A 22,872-nucleotide genomic window follows, 5' to 3' on the forward strand; every position below is an offset into this window, starting at 1 on the left:
CGGACCTGCCCCTTCCCGGGGCCGACGACCACCGAGCGATTCGACACCGATGTCATCACGCACCAGCACGACCGAGGGGGCCCTGGCCCGCCTCGGGTTCGCCGACCCCGACCGCGCCGTCGGGCTCATCGACGACCGCGCGCTGCTGCCTATCCGCGCGGCTGTCGAGGACGGCCAGCTCGACCCCCTGGCCGCCGTCATGGGTGAAACCGCCGACCCCGACCAGTGCCTGCTCGGGCTGGTGCGGGTCGCGGAGTCGCTCGCCCGTCTCGGGGACCCGCCCGACTGGGGCATCTCCGCCCTCGCCGCCGAGCTCGCGACCCCGGGCGTCGGGCGCGAGCGCGTCCTCGGGGTGCTCGGTGCCTCGACGGCCCTCGTCGACGAGCTGGTCCGGCACCCGGAGCACTGGGTCGACGCCGCCCGTGCCGAGCGACGCACCGGCGAACAGGTGCGCAGTGACCTCGTGCACGCGGTGAGCGACGAGCGGGGGGAGCACTCGCCGCTCGACGCCCTGCGCATCGCCTACCGCCGGGGCCTGTTGCGGATCGCCGCCCTCGACGTCACGGCCGCCGATCCGCTCGCCGAGATGCCAGCCGTGGGCGAGGCCCTTGCCGAGCTGGCGGAGGCGGCCCTCGAGGCCGCCCTCGTCATCGCTCGGGAGGAGTACGGCGAGGGCCACGAGGTATGCCGTCTCGCCGTCATCGGGATGGGCAAGACGGGCGGTGGCGAGCTCAACTACGTCAGCGACGTCGACGTCATCTTCGTCGCCGAGCCGGCCGACGGGGCCGACGAGGACCTCGCGCTGCGAGTGGGCACGGCGCTGGCGACGGCCGTCATGCGCGCGTGCTCGACCCCCACGCCCGAGGGCAGCTTGTGGCCCGTCGACGCCGCGCTGCGCCCCGAGGGCAAGCAGGGGCCGCTCGTGCGGACCATCAGCAGCCACAAGGCGTACTACGAGCGCTGGGCCAAGACGTGGGAGTTCCAGGCCCTGCTCAAGGCCTGGGTCTCGGCGGGGGACAAGGAGATCGGGCTGCGCTACAAGGCAGAGATCTCTCCCATGGTCTGGGAGGCGGCCGGTCGGGACAAGTTCGTCGAGGACGTCCAGGCGATGCGCCGTCGCGTCGAGCAGCACGTGCCCGCCAACGAGGCGGCGCGCCAGCTCAAGCTCGGGCCGGGAGGCCTGCGCGACGTCGAGTTCAGCGTCCAGCTGCTCCAGCTCGTGCACGGCCGCACCGACCCGAGCCTGCGGTCCGCGACGACGCTCGAGGCGCTGGCGGCGCTGGCGCGCGGTGGCTACGTCGGCCGCGACGACGCCGCCATCCTCGACCGGGCCTACCGCCATCTGCGCTGCCTCGAGCACCGCATCCAGCTGCACCGCCTCCGGCGCACGCACCTCATGCCGGTGACCGAGGCGGACCTGCGCCGGCTGGGTCGCGCGATGGGACACCGGACGCACCCGGAGCAGGCCGTCGTTGCCGACCGCCAGGCTGCGGCCCGCGAGGTGCGCCGGCTCCACGAGCGACTCTTCTACCGGCCGCTGCTCGCGGCGGCCGCGAAGCTCAGCCCGACCGAGGCACGTCTCAGCCCCGAAGCGGCTCGTCAGCGCCTCCTCGCTCTCGGCTTCCGTGACCCGGCAGGCGCCCTGCGCCACATCGAGGCACTGACGACGGGTGTCAGCCGTCGTGCGGCGATCCAGCGCACGCTGCTCCCGGTCATGCTCGGCTGGTTCGCCGACGAGGCCGACCCCGACGCCGGGCTCCTGTCCTTCCGCCGGGTCTCCGACGAGCTCGGCTCGACCCACTGGTACCTCAAGATGCTCCGCGACGAGGGCCGTGCCGCCGACCGCCTCGCGCACTGCCTGGCGCGCAGCCGGTACGCCGCCGACCTGCTCGTGCGCTCGCCCGAGAGCGTGTCGATCCTCGGCGACGACAACGGTCTGACGCCGCGCAAGCGTGAGGCGATCACGGCGACGATGCAGTCCGCGGCCGGGCGACGTGACTCGGCCGCCGACGCGGTGGCCGCGGTGCGCGCGATCCGCCGCCACGAGCTGCTGCGCATCGTCATGGGTGACCTCGTCGGCGTCATCGACCTTCCCGGCGTCGGGGTGGCCCTGACCGACCTCACCGGTTCGACCATCCAGGTCGCCCTCGAGGCGGCCATCCGCGAGGTCGAGCGGCGCGAGGGCGAGCCGGTCGGCGGCGACATCCTCGTCGTGGCGATGGGCAGTCTCGGTGGGCGGGAGCTCGGCTACGCCAGCGACGCCGACGTCATGTTCGTGCACCAACCGCATCCCGGCTCGTCCGAGAAGGACGTCCAGGCTCGCGCGACGATGGTCGTGCAGGAGCTGCGCAAGCTCCTGTCCGGCTCGGGTCCCGACCCGGGGCTCGGGCTCGACGCCGACCTGCGCCCCGAGGGCAAGGGCGGACCGCTCGTGCGCAGCGTCGACTCGTTCCGCACCTACTACGAGCGCTGGGCGCTCACGTGGGAGTTCCAGGCGCTGCTGCGGGCCACCCCGATCGCCGGCCCGTCGTCCCTCGCCGACGCCTTCCTCGAGCTCATCGACCCGCTGCGGTGGCCCGAGGGCGGCATCAGCGAGAGCCAGGTGCGCGACATCCGGACTCTCAAGGCGAGGGTCGAGAGCGAACGACTCCCGCGTGGTGCCGACCCGCGCACCCACATCAAGCTGGGCCGTGGTGGTCTGACCGACGTGGAGTGGGTCGTCCAGCTGCACCAGCTCGAGCACGCCCACGCGCACCCCTCACTGCGGGTCACCGGCACCATGGCGGGGCTGGCCGCGCTTGAGGCCGAGGGGCTCGTCGCGACCGACGACGTCAAGGCGCTGCGCGAGGCCTGGCGTCTCGGTGCGCTCCTGCGCAACGCCGGCGTCCTGTGGCGCGGAAGACCCATCGACAGCGTCCCGTCGGACCTGCGCGACCTCGACGGGATCGGCCGCATCATGGGTCGGTCCGCGGGCGAGGGAGCAGCGCTCGCCGAGCTGTGGCGCCGGGTCGCGCGACGCTCCAGGCACGCCACTGATTTCAACTTTTACGACACCCCACCTCGGGGTAGCGTCGTCACGTGAATCCGAGCCAGGGGCAGGGCGAGAGCGCGCCGACGTACGCCGCCGTCCTCCGCGTTCCGCGGTACCTGCCGGTGTTCCTGGCCAACGCCCTGTCGATGTGGGGCGACTACATCGCGCGCGTCACGATCGCTGCCGTCGTCTACGAGCGCACCCGGTCACCGCTCGCGACCGCCACGACGCTCGCGGTCAGCCTCGTGCCCACCTTCTTCGGACGCAGCCTCATCGGACCGGTCGTCGACCGGTTCCCCTACAAGTGGGTCCTCATCTGGTCGCACCTGCTGCGGGCCGCGTGCGTGCTGGGTCTGATGTGGCTCGTCCTCCAGGGGGCGAGCTACTGGCTGATGTTCCTCGTGCTCTTCGGGCTCGAGCTCGTCGGCGGGGCCTCGACCGCCTCCTACATGGTGCTCGTGACCGACCTCTTCGAGGACCGGCATCTCTACGCGCGTGCCGTGGGCCTGGGGGCGATGTCCGAGCAGTTCAACCAGGCGATCGGACTGGCCCTCGGCGGCGGCCTCATCGTGCTCGTCGGTCCCCAGACGGGGCTGCTCTTCGACCTGCTGACGTTCGTCGTCGCGGCACTGGTGACCCTCTTCGTCGTCGAGCTGCGACCCGTCTCGGGCGAGCGAGGCCGCGGTCTGCGTGGCTTCGCGCGCGACCTGACGACCGCCGCGGGCGACCTGGCGCGGCACCCGGTCCTGGCCCGCCTCGTGACGCTGAGCGCGATCGCGTGCCTCGGCATCGTCGCGCCGGAGGCGCTGGCCCTGCCGATCGCCGGGCAGAACGGCTGGGGTGGCGTGCTCATGGCCTCACCGATCGTGGGCGCCGTCGTCGGCATCATCCTCATCGGTCGCAGGGACGTCCACGAGCAGAACCGGTCGATCGTGCCGTTGGCCCTCGCCATGCCGATCCCGCTCCTGCTGACCGCCTTCGAGCCGCCGATCTGGCTCGTCGCGGCCCTGTTCTTCGTGTCCGGGATGATGCAGGCCTTCATGGTGCCGTTGCAGGCGACCTTCGCCCTCGTCACCGAGCCGGCCCTGCGGGGCCGCATCTTCAGCCTGGCCGGGTCGGTCTCGATCGCCGCCGCAGGCCTGTCGTACCTCGCGGCCGGCTGGGTCGGCCAGCACTCGGGGCCCCATCTTGCCGTCACCATCTGCGCTGGCGTGTGTCTGGCACTGGTCGCGCTCATCGCCGCGACGTGGCCCCACAGCAGGGTCCGTTCGGCCGTCGACTCCGCCTACGCGACGACGTCCTCCCGCGCCGCCTGAGCGACGCGAGAGGACGTCCGTACCGGAACCGGTCCGACGAGCGGTCCGCTACCCGGGCCCGCGCGTCAGCGCATGCCGTTGGCGGCGAGCAGGGCGCGCCACGTCGACGGGTAGGCGATGCCCGTCGCCCCGAGTCCGTGCTTGGTCTGCCACGTCTTGAGGCGGCTCGTCGTCACGGAGGCGAAGGTGCCGGTCGCCGGAGTGACGCCGATGGCGTTCTGGAGCGTGGTCACGGCAGGTCCGGACATGCCGGGACGCAGGACCATGCCCGAGCGGGGGACGAGCTGCTTGAGCAGGGTGCTCGCGCCGGCCGGAGCCTTGACGGCGGGGTAGCTCGGGCAGCGCGTCGCGTTGGGGGTCGCCTGCCCGGCGGACCAGTTGAGGTCGGCGGGGCGGCAGGGACCCCAGTCGACTGGGGCGACCGTCTTGGTCCAGAAGGAGGTCCGACCGTTCGCGCCCTCCCACGACAGGCTGAGGTGGATGTGGTTGCGGTGGCAGGCGGTGTCGTACGCCGAGGAGGGCGTGTCGGCGCAGGTGCTGTAGGGGCGCCATCCCTCCGCAGGGCGGTAGGAGCTCCACATCTTGTCGTTCCAGATGATGTACATGACGCCGAGGCGCCGTGCGTTGGCGTAGCGGTTGCCCGCCTTGTCGTACGCGAGCAGCCAGGTCAGCACGGCACTGGCCTCGGCGCGCTCGGTGGCGTTGCGCACGTTGAAGAAGGTGTCGATGGCGCGTCCGTCGAAGTGTTCCGACGAGGGCGTCGTCGCCGACGTGCAGGTGCGCGAGAGGCCGTACGTGTTGCCGTAGGTCGCCTGGATCAGCTTGGCGAGCTTCGCCGAGCCGGTGCGGGTGCGCAGGTCGCAGCCTGTCGGGGGGACGTAGGGGGACAGGCCCTCGATCGCGACGGGGAGGCCGGTCGGGGTCGGGGGCACCGCGACGGCGGCGCCGCCGCCGGCCGTGGCCGACGGGGCCACGGCGGACACGATGGCGAGCGACGCGACGGTTGCCAGGAGCAGACCGAACGTGCGCAGGCGTCGAGGAAGGACGGGGTGGTTCATGGTGGTTCTCCGAGACGGGGATCGGTGGGAGCCACCCGTGCCGAGGCAGGGTGGCAGGGCGCGAGGGGTGTTGGGTTGTGATCCCGTGCGCGTGGAGAGAGGCCGTCAGGGAACCTGCGAACGCGGGTGTGGCAATTTAACCCATTTGTCCGATTACTGCCCAGTCAACGTGAAAAGTCACTGACGCGACACGCCGTGCCGGTCACGCATCCGACGCTCGGCGTGCGATATGCGACGCCCGTTCGGGGTGGCCCGCGCGGCCTGGGCAGGGCCGGAGACCGAGACGGATCTAGCGCCCGGGGAGGGGCATCCCGCGTTCGCGTCGCCGACGCCCCCGCAGGTCGAGAGCGCTGGCGAGCAGCGCGACCGCGACGAGAGCAGCAGCGACGCGGAGTGCGGTCGACGCGTCGAGCGCGCCACCGGCCGCGGCGTCCGAGTAGAAGACGGCGCCGACGAGGGCGATCCCGGCTGCGGTGCCGATGCGCTGGCCGGTCTGGAGCAGCCCTCCGGCGGTGCCGGCTCGCTCGACCGGCACCCGGGCGACCGTCAGCGTGATGTTGGGGGAGATGACCAGACCGCTGCCGAGACCCGCGACGAGCAGGGGGCCGGCGAGCCACCAGCCGAGCGAGGCGTCGTGGACCGCAGCGATGACGACGTCCACCGCGACGAGACCCACGAGCACCACGGTGAGCCCACCGGTCACGAGCGAGCGCCCGAACCGGCTGACGAGGCGCCCGCCGATCGCGGACGTCAGGGCCGACCCGGCGGCGAAGGGTGTGACGGCCAGTCCGGCGAGCAGGGGAGAGTAGCCCAGCTCCTGCTGGAAGAAGATCGTCAGCACGAAGAAGATGCCGGTGAAGCCACCGAAGTAGATGCTGCCGACGGCGGCACCAGAGGCGTATCCGGGCACGTGGAAGAGCGCCAGGTCGACGAGGGGACTCCGGCCCCGCCGGGTGTACGTGCGCTCCCACCAAAGGAAGGCGACGAGCAGGGCCGCGCCCACGAGGGCCACCCACCCCGGGACGCCCGCTCCTCCGCGCCCCGTCTCGACGACGGGCAGCAGGACACCGAGCACGCCGGCCCCGAGCAGCACGACGCCGAGCGGGTCCGCGTCGACATGCCGGTTGGGGTCGCGAGGCGGGGGATCGGGCAGCCAGCGCAGGGCGAGCGCCACCGCTGCCACGGCGATCGGCAGGTTGACGAAGAAGATCCACCGCCAGCCGCGCTGCTCGCCCAGGCCGTCGAGGATGACCCCGCCGACAACGGGACCCACGGCCGTCGAGATGCCGATGGTCGCGCCGAGCAGACCGAAGGCCCGGCCACGCTCGTCACCACGGAACAGCTGCTGGATCAGACCCGAGACCTGCGGGTTGAGGATGCCGCCGGCGGCACCCTGGACCAGCCTGGCGACGATGAGCAGGGTGCTGTTCGGGGCGATCCCGCAGGCGAGGCTCGCGAGCCCGAAGAGGACGACGCCGACGACGAACACGGTGCGACGGCCGAGGACGTCGCCGAGGCGTCCCGCCGGGACGAGCGTCAGGCCGAACGCGAGCGCGTAGCCCGAGACGACCCACTGCAGGTCGCTGGGCGTGGCCTGCACCCCGGTCTGGATCGAGGGGAGGGCCACGTTGACGATGCTGACGTCGAGCAGGGTCATGAACCCGGCCACGAGGCACACCCACAGGGCCCTCCAGCGCCGCGGGTCGGGCTCGGCGGCCGGTGCTCTCCCCGTAGCCTCGCCTGCCGGCACCCGGCCGCGGTCGTGCGTGGCGACGTGGGTCTCGGCGTGGGTCTCGGGGTGGTCGTCGTTCACGCGCCGAGGATCCCCGTCGTCGCGTCGTCGCGGCGGCCGTCGAAGAAGTGCTCGAGCACGCGAGCGAAGGGCTCGGCGTCCACCGCGTCGCGTGCCGCCAGCTCGAAGAGGGTCATCGACGAACGGAGCTTGGTCGCGTCGACCGGACCCAGCACGCGCACCGGGTCGTCGGTGTCGAGGGCGTCGAGCGCTTCTGCGCACTCACGCAGCCGGGGTCCGAGGATCGGGTGGCGCAGGTAGGCGCGCGCCTCGCGAAGGCCGGACACGGCATACGTACGGGCCGTCTCGCTCCGGCCGAGCCCGCTGACCTGGGGGAGGACGAACCACATCCAGTGCCCGCGCTTGAGGCCGGCCCGCAGCTCGGCCAGGGCGGCGGCGTAGGTGCCGCCCGCATCCTGGGCGCGGACGAAGCGCTCGAGGTCGGGAGAGTCGTCGGTCATGTACAGGGTCGTACCCGTGCGGCCCACCCGACCCGACACCCTGTCCAGGGTCTGACCCGACGCGTACGCCCGGCTCGGTCTCCGTGTCGCCGGGCCCGCGCGCCTAGGGTGGTGACATGCCGGTGCTGGGCACGAAGCTGCACGTCCCGAGGGCCCGTCGGCCCCTCGTTCCGCGCCGACGCCTGACCGACCAGCTGGCCGCGCCCGGAGCATCTCTTCCGAGGCTCGTGCTCGTCTGTGCCCCAGCAGGATTCGGCAAGACCACCCTCATGGCGCAGTGGCTGGCCCATCAGGACACCGACGGCCCGGATGCATCGAGGGGTGGCTTCGCCGGGCGGGTCGCCTGGCGTGTCCGGCGACCTCGAACGTGCCGTGGCGGACCTCCACCGCGCCGTGGGCCACGGTGTCCCAGCCGGCTACGTCCGGCTCTTCCTCGACGAGGACCCGCGCTGCGGCAGCTGCTCCTGGCCACCCAGGCGGCTGCAGCCGACGCGTCGCCCGCACTGCTCGACCTGGTCCGCCTGGACGCGTCGGCGACCGACGGTGACACGCACGCACGCGCAGAGCCGGACGCCGGGTCGAGTCCCGGCCTGCGTTCGGGGCTCAGCAGCCGAGAGCTCGACGTGCTGCGCCTGCTCGCCACCGACCTCAGCGGCCCCGAGATCGCGGCGCGACTGTTCGTCTCGGTCAACACGCTGCGCACCCACACCAAGCACATCTTCAGCAAGCTCGACGTCTCCACGCGGCGAGCGGCGGTGTCCCGGGCGCACGAGTCCGGCCTGCTGTAGATCACCACTCCGGTCACCCGATGAGGTGATGTGCGCTCACCCTCGGCATCCCTAGCGTCGTGGACATCGCCGGACACGCCGTCCGGCCCCAGTCACCGGGAGCCCGACATGACCATCACGACCTCCAGCCTCACCCGTGCCGCCGGCGCTGCCGCTGCGGTTGCCGGACTCCTCTTCATCGGCGTCCAGGTCAACCATCCGGCCATGGACGTGTCGTCCGTCGAGAGCACCGAGTGGGTCCTGCGCAACACCGCGAAGGTGGTCCTCAGCGCCCTCGCGCTCGGCGGCGTCACCGGGATGTACCTGCGCCAGGTGCGGCAGACGGGCTGGCTCGGCCTCGTCGGCTGGGCCCTCTCGGCCGTCGGCTTCCTCGTCATGGGCAGCGTCGCGTTCGTGGCGGCATACGTCCTGCCGACGCTGGCGGACACGGCGCCCCGCTACGTCGACGACCTGCTCGTCGCAGCCAGCGGAGGGCACCCGGTGGGCGACATCGGGCTCATGCAGGGCGTGCTCCTCGTCTCGGCCGTCGCGTACGTCGGCGGAGGCGTCACGCTCGGCGTCGCCATGTTCCGGGCCAGGGTCCTGGCTCGCTGGGCGGCCGCCCTGCTCGCCCTCGGCTGCGGTGCCACCGTGCTGCTGTCCGTCCTGCCCCACTCCTTCGAGCGGCCGATGGCCGTCCCGGCCGGGGTCGCCCTCATCGGCCTCGGAGTCTCCCTGTGGCGCAACGCGACCCAGACTTCCATCGCCGCTCCCGCCGACGTCAGCTCGCCCGACGCGAGCTCGCCCGACGCGAGCGTGCCCGCCGTCGCCAGGGCCGTGCGATGACCGACGACGTGGTGGACCGGCGCCGGATCGCCCGGCGCCGGTCCGGTCGACGGGGGCGGTCCGCCGGCTGGGGCGGTCCGGTGGCGATGATCGCCCTGTCGGCCGTCCCGCTCGCGGCCGGTGCGCTGCGGCTGGCCCAGATCGGGGGCGTCGCACAGGTCGTGCCGGCGGACCGCCGCTTCGCCGACGCGCCGGCGCCGCTGGTGCTCCACATCGTGGGAGCCGCCGTCTACGCCGTCATCGGGGCCCTTCAGCTCGTGCCCGCCCTCCGGCGCCGGCACCCCGTCTGGCACCGCCGCGCCGGTCGCGTCGTCACGGGCGTGGGTGTGCTCGTGGCCGGGTCGGCGTTGTGGATGACCCTGCTGTATGCCGCCAAGCCGGGCACGGGCGACCTGCTGTACGTCCTCCGGCTGGCCTTCGGGTCGGCCATGGTCGCCTGCCTCGTCCTCGGGATCACCGCCATCCGCCGGGGCGACGTGCCGCACCACCGGGCGTGGATGATCCGCGCGTACGCCATCGCGCTCGCCGCGGGGACGCAGATGTTCACCGAGGGCATCGGCGGCGCCCTGTTCGGCACCGGTGGGCTCAAGGGCGATCTCGCCAAGGCCGCCGGATGGGTCATCAACCTCGCCGTGGCCGAGTGGGTCATCCGTCGTTCGGCTCCCGCCCCGACCGCCCGGCCGGGCCGAAACCCGTCCGTCGCAGCCACGGGCCTGTCGTCATGAGCGACCGGACCGTCGTCTACGAGATCCGGGTCGAGGGGCACCTCGACGGGCACTGGTCGGCGTGGCTCGGCGGGCTGGCGCTCACCTGCCACGACGACGGGACGACGCTCTGCGGTCCTGTCGTCGACCGCTCCCGCCTGTACGCCGTCCTGGCCCGACTGGGCGATCTCGACGTCACCCTCCTGTCCCTGTGCGCCTTGGGTCAGGAGCCGGGGAGCGTCGACCCTCGTGAAGCGGGCGACCCGAGGACGCGATACGCGAAACGCGGGTCCCCGTAGGGACCCGCGTTCCGGGATCGGCTCTCCCACGAGGGGATCGGCCGGTACTGCCGTGACGACTCAGATGTCGAAGTACATCTCGAACTCGTGCGGGTGCGGACGGAAGCGGATCGGGTCCACCTCGTTCTTGCGCTTGTACTCGACCCAGGCCTCGATGAGGTCCTGCGTGAACACGTCACCCTCGAGGAGGTAGTCGTGGTCGGCCTCGAGCGCGTCGAGCACCTCGGGGAGCGAGCCGGGCACCTGCTGGATCGCGGCGTGCTCCTCGGGCGGCAGCTCGTAGAGGTCCTTGTCGACCGGCTCCGGCGGCTCGATGCGGTTCTTGATGCCGTCGAGACCGGCCATGAGCTGGGCGGCGAAGCAGAGGTACGGGTTCGCCGACGGGTCGGGAACGCGGAACTCGATGCGCTTGGCCTTCGGCGACGTGCCCGTGATCGGGATGCGGACGCAGGCCGAGCGGTTGCGGGCGGAGTAGACGAGGTTGACCGGGGCCTCGTAGCCGGGCACCAGGCGGTGGTAGGAGTTCACCGTCGGGTTCGTGAAGGCGAGCAGCGACGGGGCGTGCTTGAGCAGGCCGCCGATGTACCAGCGCGCGAGGTCGGACAGACCGCCGTAGCCGCGCTCGTCGTAGAAGAGGGGCTCGCCGTCCTTCCAGAGCGACTGGTGCGTGTGCATGCCGGAACCGTTGTCACCGAAGAGCGGCTTCGGCATGAAGGTCGCGGTGTGGCCCTGCTTCCACGCGGAGTTCTTGACGACGTACTTGAACTTCATGAGGTCGTCGCCGGAGTGCAGCAGCGTGTTGAAGCGGTAGTTGATCTCCATCTGGCCCGCGGTGCCGACCTCGTGGTGGCTGCGCTCGACGTTGAGACCGACCTCCTTGAGGTCGAGGCAGATCTTGTCGCGGAAGTCGGCGAAGTGGTCGACGGGCGAGACTGGGAAGTAGCCACCCTTGTAGCGGGTCTTGTAGCCCTTGTTGCCGCCCTCCTCGACGCGACCGGTGTTCCACGCGGCCTCGATGGAGTCGAGGTAGTAGTACGACGCGTTCTGCTTCGTCTCGAAGCGGACGTCGTCGAAGATGTAGAACTCGGCCTCGGCACCGAAGTAGGCGGTGTCGGCGATGCCGGTGGACTTGAGGTACTCCTCGGCCTTGCTCGCGATGTTGCGCGGGTCGCGGCTGTAGCGCTCGTCCGTGAAGGGGTCGAGGATCGAGAAGTTCATGACCAGCGTCTTCTCGGCGCGGTACGGGTCGATGAAGGCCGTGGCGGGGTCCGGCACGAGCTTCATGTCGGACTCGTGGATCGCCTGGAAGCCGCGGATCGAGGACCCGTCGAACATCTGACCAACGGTGAAGAAGTCCTCGTCGACCGACTCAGCCGGCACGTTGAAGTGCTGCATGACACCGGGCAGATCGCAGAACCGAATGTCGACGAACTTGACGTCCTCGTCCTTGATGAACGTGAGGACCTCGTCAGCTGAGCTGAACATCCAACCTCCTGATGTGGGGCGAGGTCGTCGCCCGGTCCTGGGCTCCGCGGAGCATCAGGGATCGTGGGACGGCCTCGTGCTGTCGGTGTCGACACTATCGACTGCCGATTTCTCGGCAATGACCCTCATGTTTCACGGGTGTTACGGATGGACAGGCCCGGGCAAAGGGCCCGAGCCGTGTCTCGTTACGCTGGACCCGTGGTGGACCGCAAGGATTTCGGCTCGTGGCTCGAGGGCCCGCGCGCGCGTACGAACGCCGAGGGGCAGTACCGAGGCCGCGACCTCGGCATGCCACCCCACGGACCCGGCTCCGTCGCCGGCTTCGGCATCCGTCTCGCGGGCGTGCTCGTCGACTGGACCATCGCCTCGTTCATCGCCCGAGGGCTCTTCGGGGTCCCGCTGCCGTTCTCGCAGCCGCCGGCGTCCGGTGCCCAGGGGTTCGTCGTGCTCGCCGTGTTCGGCGTCATGCACCTCGTGCTCGTCGGCACGGTCGGCTTCACGATCGGGCACCGGATCATGGGGCTGCAGGTGCGCTCGCTCGTCGGCGACCGCGTCCTGCCGCTCCAGGCGATCGCCCGCACCGTCCTGCTCTGCCTCTTCCTGCCCGCTGTCGTCTGGGACCGCGACGGTCGGGGCCTGCACGACAAGGTGCCCAACACCGTCATCGTCCGTACCCGCTGACGCGGGTCGCCCGCGCGGACGGGGTAGGCGGAAGGGCCGGCTCCCCGGGGAACCGGCCCTTCCGCATACCTCTGGGTCGTGCCGCCGTGGCGGCCGGGATCACTTGCCGCGCAGGGCCTTGCGGTCCATGCGGGCGCGCATGGGATCGACGCCGGGCGGGAGCGGGGCGCGCAGCCCACCGAGGGCCTTGAGGCGCTTGTTGACGAGCGCCATCTCGTCCTTGGTGATCTGCGGCTTGAGGCGCTGGACCTTGCTCGCGAGCTTGGGCAGGGGAACCTCGTTCTCGCCCGAGCCGACGCGCATCGTCGTGACGGGGACACCGGGGGCGACGCGCTCGACGCGCTTCTTCTCGGTGGCGAGCAGCTTCTGCACGCGGCTGGTGGGGCCCTCGCCGACGAGGACGACGCCGGGGCGGCCCAGCGCGCGGTAGACCATGGCGGCGGAGTTGATGTCGCCGGGACGCGCGACGTCGGCGGCGACGGGCTCACGGTCGGTGTACCAGCCGCGGCGGATCGAGGTGAGCGCGGCGCCCGCGGCACCGGCCTGGCCCTCGATCTGGCTGTAGGCGGCCCGCTCGGCGCGGCGGCTCATGATGATCGTCGCGGCGAGGACGCCGAAGAGCACCCCGAAGATGCCGAAGATCCACGGCAGCTTGACGAGGAAGCCGATGACGAGCAGCACCCCGAAGACGACGAGGAACGACAGCAGCATGAACCAGCCGATGAGCGGGTCAGCCTGCTTGGAGACCCGGTAGACGTCACGGATCTGGGACAGTCGTCCCTGCTTCTTCTCCTGGGGCGCGCTGCTCGCGTCGCCGTCCTTGTTGCGTGCCATGGTGCTCAGGATACGGCGCTCTGGGCGCGGGCCACCAACGACGCCGCCTCCTGGCGGGCGGGGGACCCGGCGGCCTCGGCCAGGTGCGAGAGGTGCGCGGGGATCTCGCGCCCCCACTTGCGCATCGCGGTGGCCCAGAGACGGCCGGCGCGGTACGACGAGCGCACGAGCGGACCGGCCATGACGCCCTTGAAGCCCATCTCCTCGGCGACCTCCGACCAGTGCACGAACTCCTCGGGCTTGACCCACCGGTCGATCGGGTGGTGCAGCTTCGAGGGCCGGAGGTACTGCGTGATCGTGAGGATGTCGCAGCCGGCGTCGTGCAGGTCGCGGATGGCCTCCTCGATCTCGGTGTCGGTCTCGCCCATGCCGAGGATGAGGTTGCTCTTCGTGACGAGCTCGGCCTCACGCGCCATGCTCAGCACGGCCAGCGACTTCTCGTAGGTGAAGGCGGGACGGATGCGCCTGAAGATGCGCGGCACCGTCTCGAGGTTGTGCGCGAAGACCTCGGGCCGGGCGTCGAAGACCTGGCCCACGAGCTCCGGCTTGGCGCCGAAGTCGGGCGGGAGGATCTCGACGCCGGTGTTGGGGTTGAGCAGGTGGATCTGGCGGATCGTCTCGGCGTAGAGGCCTGCGGCCCCGTCGGGCTGGTCGTCGCGGGCGACACCGGTCACCGTCGAGTAGCGCAGGCCCATCTGCGCGACCGACTCGGCCACGCGGCGCGGCTCGTCGAGGTCGAGGGTCGTCGGGCGACCCGTCGCGATGTCGCAGAAGTCGCAGCGCCGGGTGCAGACGTCACCTCCGATGAGGAAGGTGGCCTCCTTGTCCTCCCAGCACTCGAAGATGTTGGGACAGGCGGCTTCCTGGCACACCGTGTGCAGGCCCTCGGACTTCACCATCGAGTGCAGGGCGGTGTACTCGGGCCCCATCTTCGCGGTGGTCCTGATCCAGGACGGCTTGCGCTCGATGGGGGTCTCGGCGTTGCGCGCCTCGACGCGCAGCAGACGACGGCCGTCGGGAACGACAGACACACGGGCTCCTTGGTCGGGATTTGCTGCTCCGCACAGGTTACGCCTCCCCACGGACAGTTCCGGACCACCCTCGACGAGGGCCGTATGCCGTCCGGTCCCGGTCCGGCCGAGCGGTGACGTGCGCGTCAGGTGACGTCGCGACGCCGGAAGGCGGCGACCCCCACGAGCACGACGGCCAGGGCGACGACGAGCAGGAAGACCCAGCCGTGCGTGTAGCTGAGGGTCCGCTCGGTGTAGTCGCACGAGGAGGGTCCGCAGGACTCCGCGAAGTACGTGGTACCCCGTCCGATGAACGCCTCGATGTTCTTCAGGACCGACCACGGCTGGAGCCGGCCCTGGAGGAACGCCTGCATGACGATGCCCTCGACGACCACGGCGAAGCCGAGCACGGCCCCGATGATCGCGGCCGTGTGCCTCAGGAGCAGTCCGAGCGCCGCCCCGACGAGCCCGGCCCCGAGCGCCAGCGCGACGATGCGTAGCCCGAGCACCGCGAGCGGCTCCTCGAGAGCGGGCGCCGGAGGCAGCTGGAGGTCCGATCCGGGACGGTTCACGACGGCGACCATGCGGGCGCCGAGGTTGGTCAGGACGAGGCCCAGGACGGCGATGGCGACGCCGCCCGCGGCTGCCGCCGTGAGCTTGCTGGCGGCGACGCGCAGTCGCCGGGGCTGGAAGGTGAGCCACAGCCCCATCGAGCCGGTGGAGAACTCGGCCCCGACGAAGCTCGCTCCGAGGAGCAGCGCCACGAAGGCGAGCAGCAGGGCGATGGTCTTGGCGATGCCCTCGGTGATCGTGTCGGCCAGGGGGAGCGCGAGCCCCATCTGCTCGAGCGTCGGAGCCTGGCCCTGCTGGTCGCACCCGAAGTCGAGCGTCGGGTCACCGCTGCGGTCGCGCTCGATGGCCTCCTGCTGGTGGCACTCCTCGACGATGCGTGGTGCCTCCTGCTGCATGATCCGGTAGCTGTCGAGCTGCTGGGCGATGCGCTCGGGCGAGCTCTCGTTGTAGGCGTTGTAGACGGTGGCGCCGATGAAGACGACGACGGCGGCGACGACCACCTTCGTCAGGCGGCGCCACCAGAGACGGCGCAGCTCGACGCCGACGAGCCCGGCGAACGACGTGCCCTTCGGCTGCCGGTCGGCGCGGGGCCGGGAGTCAGGCGAGACGAGGGTGCTGCTCATGCGGCACCTCCGCCCCGTCGTCCACCCGCGGCCCGGTCGGCATCGGTGCCGAGGCCCTCGTCGGCGGTGAGGGCGAGGAAGGCCGACTCGAGGTCCGGGCGCACCGGCACGAGCTCGGCGACGTAGAGACCGTGTCCGGCGAGGGACCGGGTGACGGCCGACGGGTCGTCGGTGCCGACGACGAGGTAGGCGTCGTCGCGGGTCAGGGTGAAGCCGTCGGCGGTCAGCACCTCGGCGGCCCGGTCCGGGGAGGCGACACCGACACGTACCTGCGCGGTGCCGGCGCCTGCACCACCGAGGATGTCGCTGACGCGGCCCTCGGCGAGCAGCGACCCGTGCCCGATGATCGACACCGTGTCAGCGACCTGCTCGACCTCGGCGAGGATGTGCGAGCTGACGAGCACCGTCTTGCCCTGCTCTCCGAGTGTCCGCATCGTGTCGCGCACCTCGCGGATCCCGGCGGGGTCGAGTCCGTTGGTGGGCTCGTCGAAGATGAGCAGCTCAGGGTCCTTGAGCAGCGTCGCGGCGATGGCGAGACGCTGCTTCATGCCGAGCGAGAAGCCGGCGTAGCGGTCGCGACCCCGGTCGCCGAGGTGGGTCGCCTCGAGGACCTCGTCGACGCGGTGGCGTGGGCTGCCGATCGCGCTCGCGAGCAGGGTGAGGTTCTGACGGGCGGTGAACGCCGGGAAGAACTTCGGCGACTCGACGATCGCGCCGACCCGGTCGATGACGTGGGGCAGCCGCTTGGGCACCGCCTCGCCGAAGACCTCGGCGGTGCCGGAGTCGGCGCGCACGAGACCGAGCAGCATCCGGATCGTCGTCGTCTTCCCGGAGCCGTTCGGCCCGAGGAAGCCGTGCACGCCCCCGAGGGGGACCGCCATCGACAGGCCGGTGACGGCGACGCGTCTCGACCCTCGGCTCAGGTACGTCTTGCGTAGGTTGACGGTGCGGACGGCGACGTCCATCGATCCCCCTGGTTCGACCGGTTGGTGGTCGACACCCTAGAGGGGGGCCCGACGGGCCGCGCGCGGACCCGCCGGGGCACGACACGGCATACGGCCCCGGGAAGGCCGGGACGGGTCAGGCGAGCGCGCGGCGGTTCGGCCGGAGCGTCGGGAGGATGTCGGCGAGGTGCTTCTCGACCCGGGGGAGCACCTCGGTGACCGGCACGTCCCGCCCGAGCTCGAACGACAGGGACGTGACCCCGGCACCGACGATGCCGCACGGGATGATGACCTCGCCCCACGAGAGGTCGGGATTGCAGTTGAGGGCGAAGCCGTGCATGGCGACCTGACGGCTGACCCTGATGCCGATGGCACCGATCTTGCGGCGCGGGCCGCGCTCGTCGGCGGCGATCCACGTGCCGCTCTCGCCCTCGACGCGACCGGCCTCGACGCCGAAGTCGGCGCAGACGCGGATCATCATCTCCTCGATGTGCCGGACGTAGCCGACGACGTCGATGGGCGCCGGGAGCCGGACGATGGGGTAGCCGGTGATCTGGCCGGGACCGTGCCAGGTGATCTTGCCGCCGCGGTCGACGTCGATGACGGGCGTGCCGTCGGTGGGCCGCTCCTGCGGCTCGGTGCGCTTGCCCGCGGTGTAGACGGCGCGGTGCTCGAGGAGGTAGACGGTGTCGGGCTCCTCACCCGCGACGACCTTCGCGTGGGTGTCGCGCTGGAGCTGCCACGCCTGCTCGTAGTCGACGAAGTCGGGGTCGAGACCGAGGTGGACGAAGCGCATGCGGCCACCCTACGCCGGGCGGCATACGATGCCGGAATGCCTGCCACCGAGACGTCCTCGTCCACCCCGCTGCGTGTCGGACTCGTCGGTTACGGCTCGGCCGGTCGGGGCATCCACGCCCCGCTCATCGGGCGCGCCGGGCTCACGGTGGCCGCCGTCTCGACGTCGAACGCGACCCGCGCCGAGGAGGTGCGGGCCGACCTCCCGACCGCCGAGGTCGTCCCCGACCTCGAGACGATCCTCGGGGTCGACGGCCTCGACCTCGTCGTCCTCGCGTCACCGAGCGGGGTGCACGCCGAGCAGGCCGAGCGCGTCATCGAGGCGGGCATCCCGCTCGTCGTCGACAAGCCGCTCGCCGTGGACGCGAGCCGTGCCCTCGACGTCGTCGACCTCGCCGCCCACCACGGCGTGCCCCTCACGGTCTTCAACAACCGGCGCTTCGACCCCGAGCTGGCGGCGCTGCGCATCGTGCGCGACGACGATCTCGTCGGCGACATCTGGCGGGCCGAATACCGTTGGGACCGTTGGCGTCCCGTGCCCAAGCAGCGGTGGCGCGAGCAGGTTTCCGCGGAGGAGGGCGGCGGTCTGCTCCTCGACCTGCAGACCCACCTCGTCGACCAGGCCGTGCTCCTCCACGGCGAGGTCGAGTCGGTCTATGCCGAGGTCGACTCCCGCACGACGGTCGCCGAGGACGACACCTTCCTCGCCTGCCGGCACACCTCGGGCGTCGTGAGCCACATCATGTCGAGCTCGGTCAACGGTGCCCCCGGACCGCGCGCCCGCGTCAACGGCTCGGCGGGCTCCTTCGTCATCGGCCGCCAGGTCGACGACGTCAGCGCGTTCACCGAGTTCGAGAACGACGGGGACGCGATCGGCTGGATCGTCCAGGGTGACGAGCGTGTGCGGGGGCCCGTCGTGACCGACGCGGACCAGGCGAACTTCTACCGGGCCGTGGCGGCCGCCCTCGTCTCGTCGGACCCGCAGGCGACGATGCCGGTCGACCCGCGCGACGCCGTGCACGTGCTCGCCGTCGTCGACGCCGCCAGGATCAGCGCCCGGGACCGCCGCGTCGTCGACGTCGTGACGCCCGGCCAGACCCCCTGACGGCGGTCCCGACACCGACCGCGGGCGTATGCCGGGTGGCCGGGTCCGTCGTCGGGCGCGGTCCCCGTCGCGCCCCTGTGGACGACGAGCCCCCGGCCCGGCGCGGCGCTGTTTGCATGGTCGGGTGACCGAGCACGAGCGAGAGAAGCGACCAGAGCAGCCGGCCGAGCGGCCCCACGTACCGGGGCACCGCGTCGATGCGGTCATCGGCACGGGCGCGTCGGCGGTCGTGTGGTCGGGGGCCGACGCGACGGGACGCCGGGTGGCGATCAAGGTGCCGCACCTCGTGCGCGACGAGCTCGACCGGCAGCAGTCCCTCGCCGAGCAGCAGGTCCTGCTCGCCGTGCAGCACGACCACCTCGTCCCGCTCCGGTCGGTCGTGCCCCTTGCCGACGGTCGCGAGGCGCTCGTCTTCGACCTCGTCACGGGAGCCCTGTTGTCCGCGATGGTGCGCAGTCGCGGCCACCTGCGCGCGGGCGAGGTCGTCACCGTCCTGACGCCGGTCTGCGAGGCCGTGGCCCACCTCCACGCGGCGGGCGGCGTGCACGCCGACATCTCCCCGTCCAACGTCACCCTGACCTCGGAGGGACGCCCGGTCCTGCTCGACCTCGGCGCCGTGCGGGTGCCCGGTCGCGAGCCCGGGGCCGTGCACGGCACGACCGGATACATCGCTCCGGAGGTGCTCCTCGGCGCGGCGCCGGACGAGTCCTCCGACGTGTACGCCCTCGGTGCCGTCGCGTGGTTCTGTCTCACCGGCAACGGTGCGCCGGACACGATGGTGCGGCTCGACGAGGAGATCATCGTCAGCCACGTCGGGCCCGAGCTCGCGGCCGTCATCGCGTCGGCCATCGACCCCGAGCCGACCCGCCGTCCGGGCGCGGCCGAGCTGGCCGGCCTCTTCTTCGACGCCGTCCCGCCCGAGCCCGTCGAGGTCGTCGTCGGGGCCGACCAGGCTTCGGCGCTGACCCACCGGCTCCGGGCCGAGGCCGGGGTCGAGCCGTCACCCGCACAGCAGGACGGCCGTCGGTGGCCCCGCCGGGCCGCCACGGCGGCGCTCGTCGCGGTGCCGTTGGTGGCCGCCGCGGGGTGGGCGCGGGCGGTCCGGGATCCCGTGTCGACTCCGCCGCCGGGGGCGGTGACGACGGCGACGGGACGCCCCGCCCCGCGACCGGCAGGCGCCGGGCCGACGAAGCCGACGCAGCCGACGGCGTCGACGCAGCCCGCGACCTCGTCGCCGGCGTCGGCGCGACCGACGCCGGCGGTTCCGACGGTTCCCACTGCACCGGCTCCGGACGTCAGCGCGGTGGAGCGGGTGCTGCGCGACGCCCAGAGCCCCTCGGCCAGGCCGGAGGAGCTGCTGCAGGCCCTGAGCGACCGGCGGTCGGCCGCCCTCGTCGGGCGAGACCCGACGGCACTCGGAAGGGTCCACGCGACCGGCTCACCGAGCCTGTCGAGCGACCAGACCCTGGTCTCGGGGCTCGTCGACGCCCGGACGCGCTGGGAGGGGCTGCGGCTCGAGGTCGCCGAGGCGGCCTTCGTGACCGGGTCGCCGACGGAGGCGGTCGTGCGCGCCCGGGTCGACTGGACGGCATACGTCGTCGTCACGGGTGGTGGGGCGCGGCTCGCGCGACCGGCGGACGTCGGTCGTCAGCTCGACTTCCGGCTCACGCGCGGGTCCGAGGGGTGGCGGATCAGCGCGATCAGCGCTTCACCAACCACCTGACGGCCCCGTCGAGGTCGGGGTGCTCGAAGGTGAAGCCCGCAGCGAGCAGGGCTTGGGGCTCGACCCGCTGGCTCGCGACGACGTAGTCGGCGAACTCGCCAATGACGGCGCGGAGGGCGAAGCGGGGTGCGGGGACGAAGGCCGGTCGTGACAGCGCCGAACCGATGGCCGAGGCGATCTCAGCCTGTCGGGCGACTCCCGGCGCGACGAGGTTGAACGGACCGACGAGCTCCGGGCGGTCGACGAGGTGCAGGATCGCGCGGACCTCGTCGACGAGGGTGATCCAGGGCCACCACTCGCGTCCCGACCCCATCGGGCCGCCGAGACCGAGCCGGCCGAGCAGGACGACCTGCTCGAAGGCGCCGCCCTGCGGAGCCATGACGAGCCCGGTGCGGGCGAAGGCGACGGGAAGGCCTGCCTGGACGGCGGGCTCGGCCGCGCCCTCCCACCGCACGACGACGCCGGAGAGGAAGTCCTGACCCGGCTCGCTCGTCTCGGGCAGGTGCTCCTCGCCGCGGTCACCGTAGTAGCCGACGGCCGAGGCGTTGACGAGACGGACGGTCTCGCCGGTGCGGTCGCGGTGGGCGACCAGGGCCTGCGCCACCGTGCCCGTCGCGTCCGTGCGCGAGCGCTCGACCTCACGCTTGTGCTCGGCGTTCCACCGCCGGTCGCCGATGCCGACGCCGGCGAGGTTGACGACCGCGTCGACCCCGTCGAGCGCCCCGTCCGCGAGGCGGCCGCGGCTGGGGTCCCACTGGACCTCGTCCGGGGCCGAGGGGGCGTGGCGCACGAGGCGCACGACCTCGTCGCCGCGCTCGGCGAGCGCACGACGAAGCGCGCCGCCGATCAGGCCGGACGAGCCGGTGACGGCGACGCGCTTCGTCATGGGGTGCTCCTCATGCAGGGACCTCAGGCCTCGAACTGGCCCTCTTCGAGCCGGGCCTTCATCGTGCCGAGGAACCGAGCGGCGTCGGCCCCGTCGACGATGCGGTGGTCGTAGGACAGCGCGAGGTACATCATCGAGCGGATCGCGATGGTCTCGCCGCCGTCGGCGTCCGTGACGACGACGGGCCGCTTGACGATCGCTCCGGTGCCGAGGATGGCGACCTGCGGCTGGTTGATGATCGGCGTGTCGAACAGCGCGCCACGGCTGCCGGTGTTGGTGATGGTGAACGTGCCACCGGCCAGGTCGTCAGGCGTGATCTTGTTGCTGCGCGTGCGCGCAGCGACGTCGGCGATCGCGCGGGCGAGGCCGGCGATGTTGAGGTCACCGGCGTTCTTGACGACCGGGACGATGAGGCCCTTCTCGGTGTCGACGGCGATCGAGAGGTTCTCGCTGCCGTGGTAAACGACCTCGTCGCCCTCGATGCTCGCGTTGACCATCGGGTGCGCCTTGAGCGCCTCGGTGGCGGCCAGGGCGAGGAACGGCAGGAAGCTGAGCTTCGTGCCCTCGCGGGCCTCGAAGTCGCTCTTGACCTTGGCGCGCAGGCGCGCCACCTTCGTGAGGTCGACCTCGACGACCGTCGTCAGCTGGGCCGAGACCTGGAGCGACTCGACCATGCGGGTCGCGATGACCTTGCGCAGCCGCGTCATCTTCTCGCGGGTGCCGCGCTTGGGCGAGACCGTCGCCGCAGCGGTCGAGGCACCCGACGGGGCGGATGCCGCAGGGGCGGCCGGCGCGGCGGATGCCGCAGGGGCGGCCGGCGCGGCGGCGGGGGCCGCAGGGGCAGGAGCCGGGGCCTTGGCGGCCTCGGCGGCGTCGAGCACGTCCTGCTTGCGGATGCGACCGCCGACCCCCGTGCCGGTGATCGACCCGAGGTCGACACCGTGCTGGTTCGCGAGCTTGCGTACGAGCGGCGTGACGTAGGCGGCGGCGTCGTCGCGCGACGGCGTCTCGGCCGAGGCCGGGGCTGCCGGTGCGGCGGCCTCCGGGGACTGCTGGGCGGGGGCTCGCTCGGCGTCGGCCGGCTTGCCGGCCGCCTCCTGCGTCGCCTCCTCCGGCTGCTCCTGGGCCGGGGCCTTCGGGGCCTCGGCGGCGGGCTCCGGTGCCTTCTGCGGCTCGGGCTCCGGCTCGGGTGCCTTCGCGGGCTCGGGCTCGGGCGCCTTCGCGGGCTCGGCCGACGTGGCGGCATTGCCACCGCCGATGACGGCGAGGTCGGCGCCGACGGGCACGGTGTCGTCCTCCTGGACGAGGATCTTCGTCAGGGTGCCGGCGACGGGCGAGGGGATCTCGGTGTCGACCTTGTCGGTCGAGACCTCGAGGAGCGGCTCGTCGACGGCGACCTCGTCGCCCTCCGACTTGAGCCAGCGCGTGACGGTGCCCTCGGTGACGGACTCGCCGAGGGCCGGCATCGTCACGGTCTGGCCCTCGCCGCCGCCGGAGGACGAGGCAGCAGCCTGGGGCGCCTCGGCCTGCTCGGCCTCGGGCTCGCTCGTGGCGGCCTGCGGCTCCTGCTCGGTGCTCGGTGCCTCGGGTGCGGGGGCCGCGTCGGGAGCCTGCTCGGGCTCCGGGGCCTGCTCGGGTGCGGGAGCCTGCTCGGCGGCAGGGGCGTCGCCACCGGACGCGGGAGCCGCGCCGTCGCCGATCACGGCGAGGTCGGCGCCGACGGGGACGGTGTCGTCCTCCTGGGCGAGGATCTCCTGGAGGGTGCCCGCCACGGGGGAGGGGATCTCGGTGTCGACCTTGTCGGTCGAGACCTCGAGCAGCGGCTCGTCGACCTCGACGCGGTCACCGACGTTCTTCAGCCAGCGGGTGACGGTCCCCTCGGTGACTGACTCACCCAGGGCCGGCATGGTCACGCGTTCTGACATGACGTGTTTTCTCC

20 protein-coding genes are annotated in these 22,872 nt (G+C 72.3%); 9 read left to right on the forward strand and 11 right to left on the reverse strand.

The window, feature by feature from the left end; genetic code table 11:
* Positions 1-49: 49 nt before the first annotated feature.
* The gene (locus H283_RS0120500; protein WP_020145404.1) at positions 50-3,082 is read left to right on the forward strand and encodes a bifunctional [glutamine synthetase] adenylyltransferase/[glutamine synthetase]-adenylyl-L-tyrosine phosphorylase; all 3,033 of its coding nucleotides are present in this window, start codon (positions 50-52) and stop codon (positions 3,080-3,082) included.
* Positions 3,079-4,347, forward strand: coding sequence for an MFS transporter (locus H283_RS0120505; RefSeq protein ID WP_020145405.1), 1,269 nt, complete (start codon positions 3,079-3,081; stop codon positions 4,345-4,347). The genes H283_RS0120500 and H283_RS0120505 overlap by 4 nt, the downstream gene beginning before the upstream one ends.
* 65 nt (positions 4,348-4,412) lie before the next feature.
* On the opposite strand, the gene H283_RS0120510 is transcribed toward H283_RS0120505, so the two are convergent.
* The 3 genes from H283_RS0120510 to H283_RS0120520 form a co-directional block, all read right to left on the reverse strand.
* Positions 4,413-5,405 (reverse strand): peptidoglycan-binding protein, encoded by a 993-nt coding sequence (locus H283_RS0120510; protein WP_020145406.1) that lies wholly within the window; start codon positions 5,403-5,405, stop codon positions 4,413-4,415.
* Between the two features lie 289 nt (positions 5,406-5,694).
* Positions 5,695-7,218: an MFS transporter gene (locus H283_RS0120515; RefSeq protein ID WP_020145407.1), complete on the reverse strand. Its 1,524-nt coding sequence runs from the start codon at positions 7,216-7,218 to the stop codon at positions 5,695-5,697.
* Entirely contained in the window at positions 7,215-7,658 is a 444-nt protein-coding gene (locus H283_RS0120520) for a DUF1810 domain-containing protein (protein WP_020145408.1), read from the reverse strand. Before H283_RS0120520 ends, H283_RS0120515 begins: the two co-directional genes overlap by 4 nt.
* 269 nt (positions 7,659-7,927) lie before the next feature.
* On the opposite strand from H283_RS0120520, the gene H283_RS28605 reads away from it, so the two are divergent.
* The 4 genes from H283_RS28605 (at position 7,928) to H283_RS25965 (ending at position 10,274) form a co-directional block, all read left to right on the forward strand.
* A complete protein-coding gene (locus H283_RS28605) occupies positions 7,928-8,446 on the forward strand; it encodes a LuxR C-terminal-related transcriptional regulator (RefSeq protein ID WP_156023359.1) in 519 nt (172 codons plus the stop codon).
* Positions 8,447-8,554: 108 nt separating this feature from the next.
* Positions 8,555-9,271 carry a hypothetical protein gene (locus H283_RS0120535; RefSeq protein WP_020145411.1) on the forward strand — a complete coding sequence of 239 codons (717 nt, stop codon included), beginning with the start codon at positions 8,555-8,557 and terminating at the stop codon, positions 9,269-9,271.
* Complete coding sequence (locus H283_RS25960; RefSeq protein ID WP_020145412.1) at positions 9,268-9,996, forward strand: DUF2306 domain-containing protein; 729 nt, start codon at positions 9,268-9,270, stop codon at positions 9,994-9,996. The genes H283_RS0120535 and H283_RS25960 overlap by 4 nt, the downstream gene beginning before the upstream one ends.
* A complete protein-coding gene (locus H283_RS25965) occupies positions 9,993-10,274 on the forward strand; it encodes a hypothetical protein (protein WP_020145413.1) in 282 nt (93 codons plus the stop codon). Before H283_RS25960 ends, H283_RS25965 begins: the two co-directional genes overlap by 4 nt.
* Before the next feature lie 60 nt (positions 10,275-10,334).
* On the opposite strand, the gene glnA is transcribed toward H283_RS25965, so the two are convergent.
* Positions 10,335-11,759: a type I glutamate--ammonia ligase gene (gene glnA, locus H283_RS0120550; protein WP_020145414.1), complete on the reverse strand. Its 1,425-nt coding sequence runs from the start codon at positions 11,757-11,759 to the stop codon at positions 10,335-10,337.
* A gap of 198 nt (positions 11,760-11,957) precedes the next feature.
* Here glnA and H283_RS0120555 point away from each other — a divergent pair, with 198 nt between their 5' ends.
* Positions 11,958-12,440: an RDD family protein gene (locus H283_RS0120555; protein WP_028785788.1), complete on the forward strand. Its 483-nt coding sequence runs from the start codon at positions 11,958-11,960 to the stop codon at positions 12,438-12,440.
* A gap of 99 nt (positions 12,441-12,539) precedes the next feature.
* On the opposite strand, the gene H283_RS0120560 is transcribed toward H283_RS0120555, so the two are convergent.
* From H283_RS0120560 to lipB, 5 genes are all read right to left on the reverse strand, one after another.
* Positions 12,540-13,274, reverse strand: coding sequence for a DUF4191 domain-containing protein (locus H283_RS0120560; protein ID WP_020145416.1), 735 nt, complete (start codon positions 13,272-13,274; stop codon positions 12,540-12,542).
* 5 nt (positions 13,275-13,279) lie between these two features.
* Positions 13,280-14,305, reverse strand: coding sequence for a lipoyl synthase (gene lipA / locus H283_RS0120565; RefSeq protein WP_020145417.1), 1,026 nt, complete (start codon positions 14,303-14,305; stop codon positions 13,280-13,282).
* Between the two features lie 125 nt (positions 14,306-14,430).
* On the reverse strand, positions 14,431-15,480 hold the full coding sequence (locus H283_RS0120570; protein WP_020145418.1) for an ABC transporter permease subunit: 1,050 nt from the start codon (positions 15,478-15,480) through the stop codon (positions 14,431-14,433).
* Positions 15,477-16,445 carry an ABC transporter ATP-binding protein gene (locus H283_RS0120575; RefSeq protein WP_020145419.1) on the reverse strand — a complete coding sequence of 323 codons (969 nt, stop codon included), beginning with the start codon at positions 16,443-16,445 and terminating at the stop codon, positions 15,477-15,479. The genes H283_RS0120570 and H283_RS0120575 overlap by 4 nt, the downstream gene beginning before the upstream one ends.
* A 115-nt stretch (positions 16,446-16,560) precedes the next feature.
* A complete protein-coding gene (gene lipB, locus H283_RS0120580; RefSeq protein WP_020145420.1) occupies positions 16,561-17,220 on the reverse strand; it encodes a lipoyl(octanoyl) transferase LipB in 660 nt (219 codons plus the stop codon).
* A 36-nt stretch (positions 17,221-17,256) separates the two neighbouring features.
* Here lipB and H283_RS0120585 point away from each other — a divergent pair, with 36 nt between their 5' ends.
* Both H283_RS0120585 and H283_RS0120590 read left to right on the forward strand, forming a co-directional pair.
* Positions 17,257-18,324 carry a Gfo/Idh/MocA family oxidoreductase gene (locus H283_RS0120585; protein WP_020145421.1) on the forward strand — a complete coding sequence of 356 codons (1,068 nt, stop codon included), beginning with the start codon at positions 17,257-17,259 and terminating at the stop codon, positions 18,322-18,324.
* A gap of 124 nt (positions 18,325-18,448) precedes the next feature.
* Positions 18,449-20,047 carry a serine/threonine-protein kinase gene (locus tag H283_RS0120590; RefSeq protein ID WP_020145422.1) on the forward strand — a complete coding sequence of 533 codons (1,599 nt, stop codon included), beginning with the start codon at positions 18,449-18,451 and terminating at the stop codon, positions 20,045-20,047.
* On the opposite strand, the gene H283_RS0120595 is transcribed toward H283_RS0120590, so the two are convergent.
* Both H283_RS0120595 and sucB read right to left on the reverse strand, forming a co-directional pair.
* On the reverse strand, positions 20,025-20,933 hold the full coding sequence (locus H283_RS0120595; RefSeq protein ID WP_020145423.1) for a TIGR01777 family oxidoreductase: 909 nt from the start codon (positions 20,931-20,933) through the stop codon (positions 20,025-20,027). The genes H283_RS0120590 and H283_RS0120595 overlap by 23 nt on opposite strands.
* Before the next feature lie 23 nt (positions 20,934-20,956).
* Positions 20,957-22,858, reverse strand: coding sequence for a 2-oxoglutarate dehydrogenase, E2 component, dihydrolipoamide succinyltransferase (gene sucB, locus H283_RS0120600; RefSeq protein ID WP_028785789.1), 1,902 nt, complete (start codon positions 22,856-22,858; stop codon positions 20,957-20,959).
* Between the last annotated feature and the right edge of the window lie 14 nt (positions 22,859-22,872).

It is taken from the genome of Terracoccus sp. 273MFTsu3.1 (assembly GCF_000383675.1).
In the GTDB taxonomy this organism is placed as follows: domain Bacteria; phylum Actinomycetota; class Actinomycetes; order Actinomycetales; family Dermatophilaceae; genus Terrabacter.

What these genes read in the sequence shown, in the direction of transcription:
- glnA (WP_020145414.1), bottom strand. Translation starts at nt 11,759, where the DNA reads ATGTTCAGCTCAGCTGACGAGGTCCTCACGTTCATCAAGGACGAGGAC.
- H283_RS0120575 (WP_020145419.1), bottom strand. Translation starts at nt 16,445, where the DNA reads ATGGACGTCGCCGTCCGCACCGTCAACCTACGCAAGACGTACCTGAGC.
- sucB (WP_028785789.1), bottom strand. Translation starts at nt 22,858, where the DNA reads ATGTCAGAACGCGTGACCATGCCGGCCCTGGGTGAGTCAGTCACCGAG.
- H283_RS28605 (WP_156023359.1), top strand. Translation starts at nt 7,928, where the DNA reads ATGGCGCAGTGGCTGGCCCATCAGGACACCGACGGCCCGGATGCATCG.
- H283_RS0120595 (WP_020145423.1), bottom strand. Translation starts at nt 20,933, where the DNA reads ATGACGAAGCGCGTCGCCGTCACCGGCTCGTCCGGCCTGATCGGCGGC.
- H283_RS0120510 (WP_020145406.1), bottom strand. Translation starts at nt 5,405, where the DNA reads ATGAACCACCCCGTCCTTCCTCGACGCCTGCGCACGTTCGGTCTGCTC.
- H283_RS0120500 (WP_020145404.1), top strand. Translation starts at nt 50, where the DNA reads ATGTCATCACGCACCAGCACGACCGAGGGGGCCCTGGCCCGCCTCGGG.
- H283_RS0120560 (WP_020145416.1), bottom strand. Translation starts at nt 13,274, where the DNA reads ATGGCACGCAACAAGGACGGCGACGCGAGCAGCGCGCCCCAGGAGAAG.
- lipB (WP_020145420.1), bottom strand. Translation starts at nt 17,220, where the DNA reads ATGCGCTTCGTCCACCTCGGTCTCGACCCCGACTTCGTCGACTACGAG.
- H283_RS25965 (WP_020145413.1), top strand. Translation starts at nt 9,993, where the DNA reads ATGAGCGACCGGACCGTCGTCTACGAGATCCGGGTCGAGGGGCACCTC.
- H283_RS25960 (WP_020145412.1), top strand. Translation starts at nt 9,268, where the DNA reads ATGACCGACGACGTGGTGGACCGGCGCCGGATCGCCCGGCGCCGGTCC.
- H283_RS0120535 (WP_020145411.1), top strand. Translation starts at nt 8,555, where the DNA reads ATGACCATCACGACCTCCAGCCTCACCCGTGCCGCCGGCGCTGCCGCT.
- H283_RS0120585 (WP_020145421.1), top strand. Translation starts at nt 17,257, where the DNA reads ATGCCTGCCACCGAGACGTCCTCGTCCACCCCGCTGCGTGTCGGACTC.
- H283_RS0120570 (WP_020145418.1), bottom strand. Translation starts at nt 15,480, where the DNA reads ATGAGCAGCACCCTCGTCTCGCCTGACTCCCGGCCCCGCGCCGACCGG.
- H283_RS0120520 (WP_020145408.1), bottom strand. Translation starts at nt 7,658, where the DNA reads ATGACCGACGACTCTCCCGACCTCGAGCGCTTCGTCCGCGCCCAGGAT.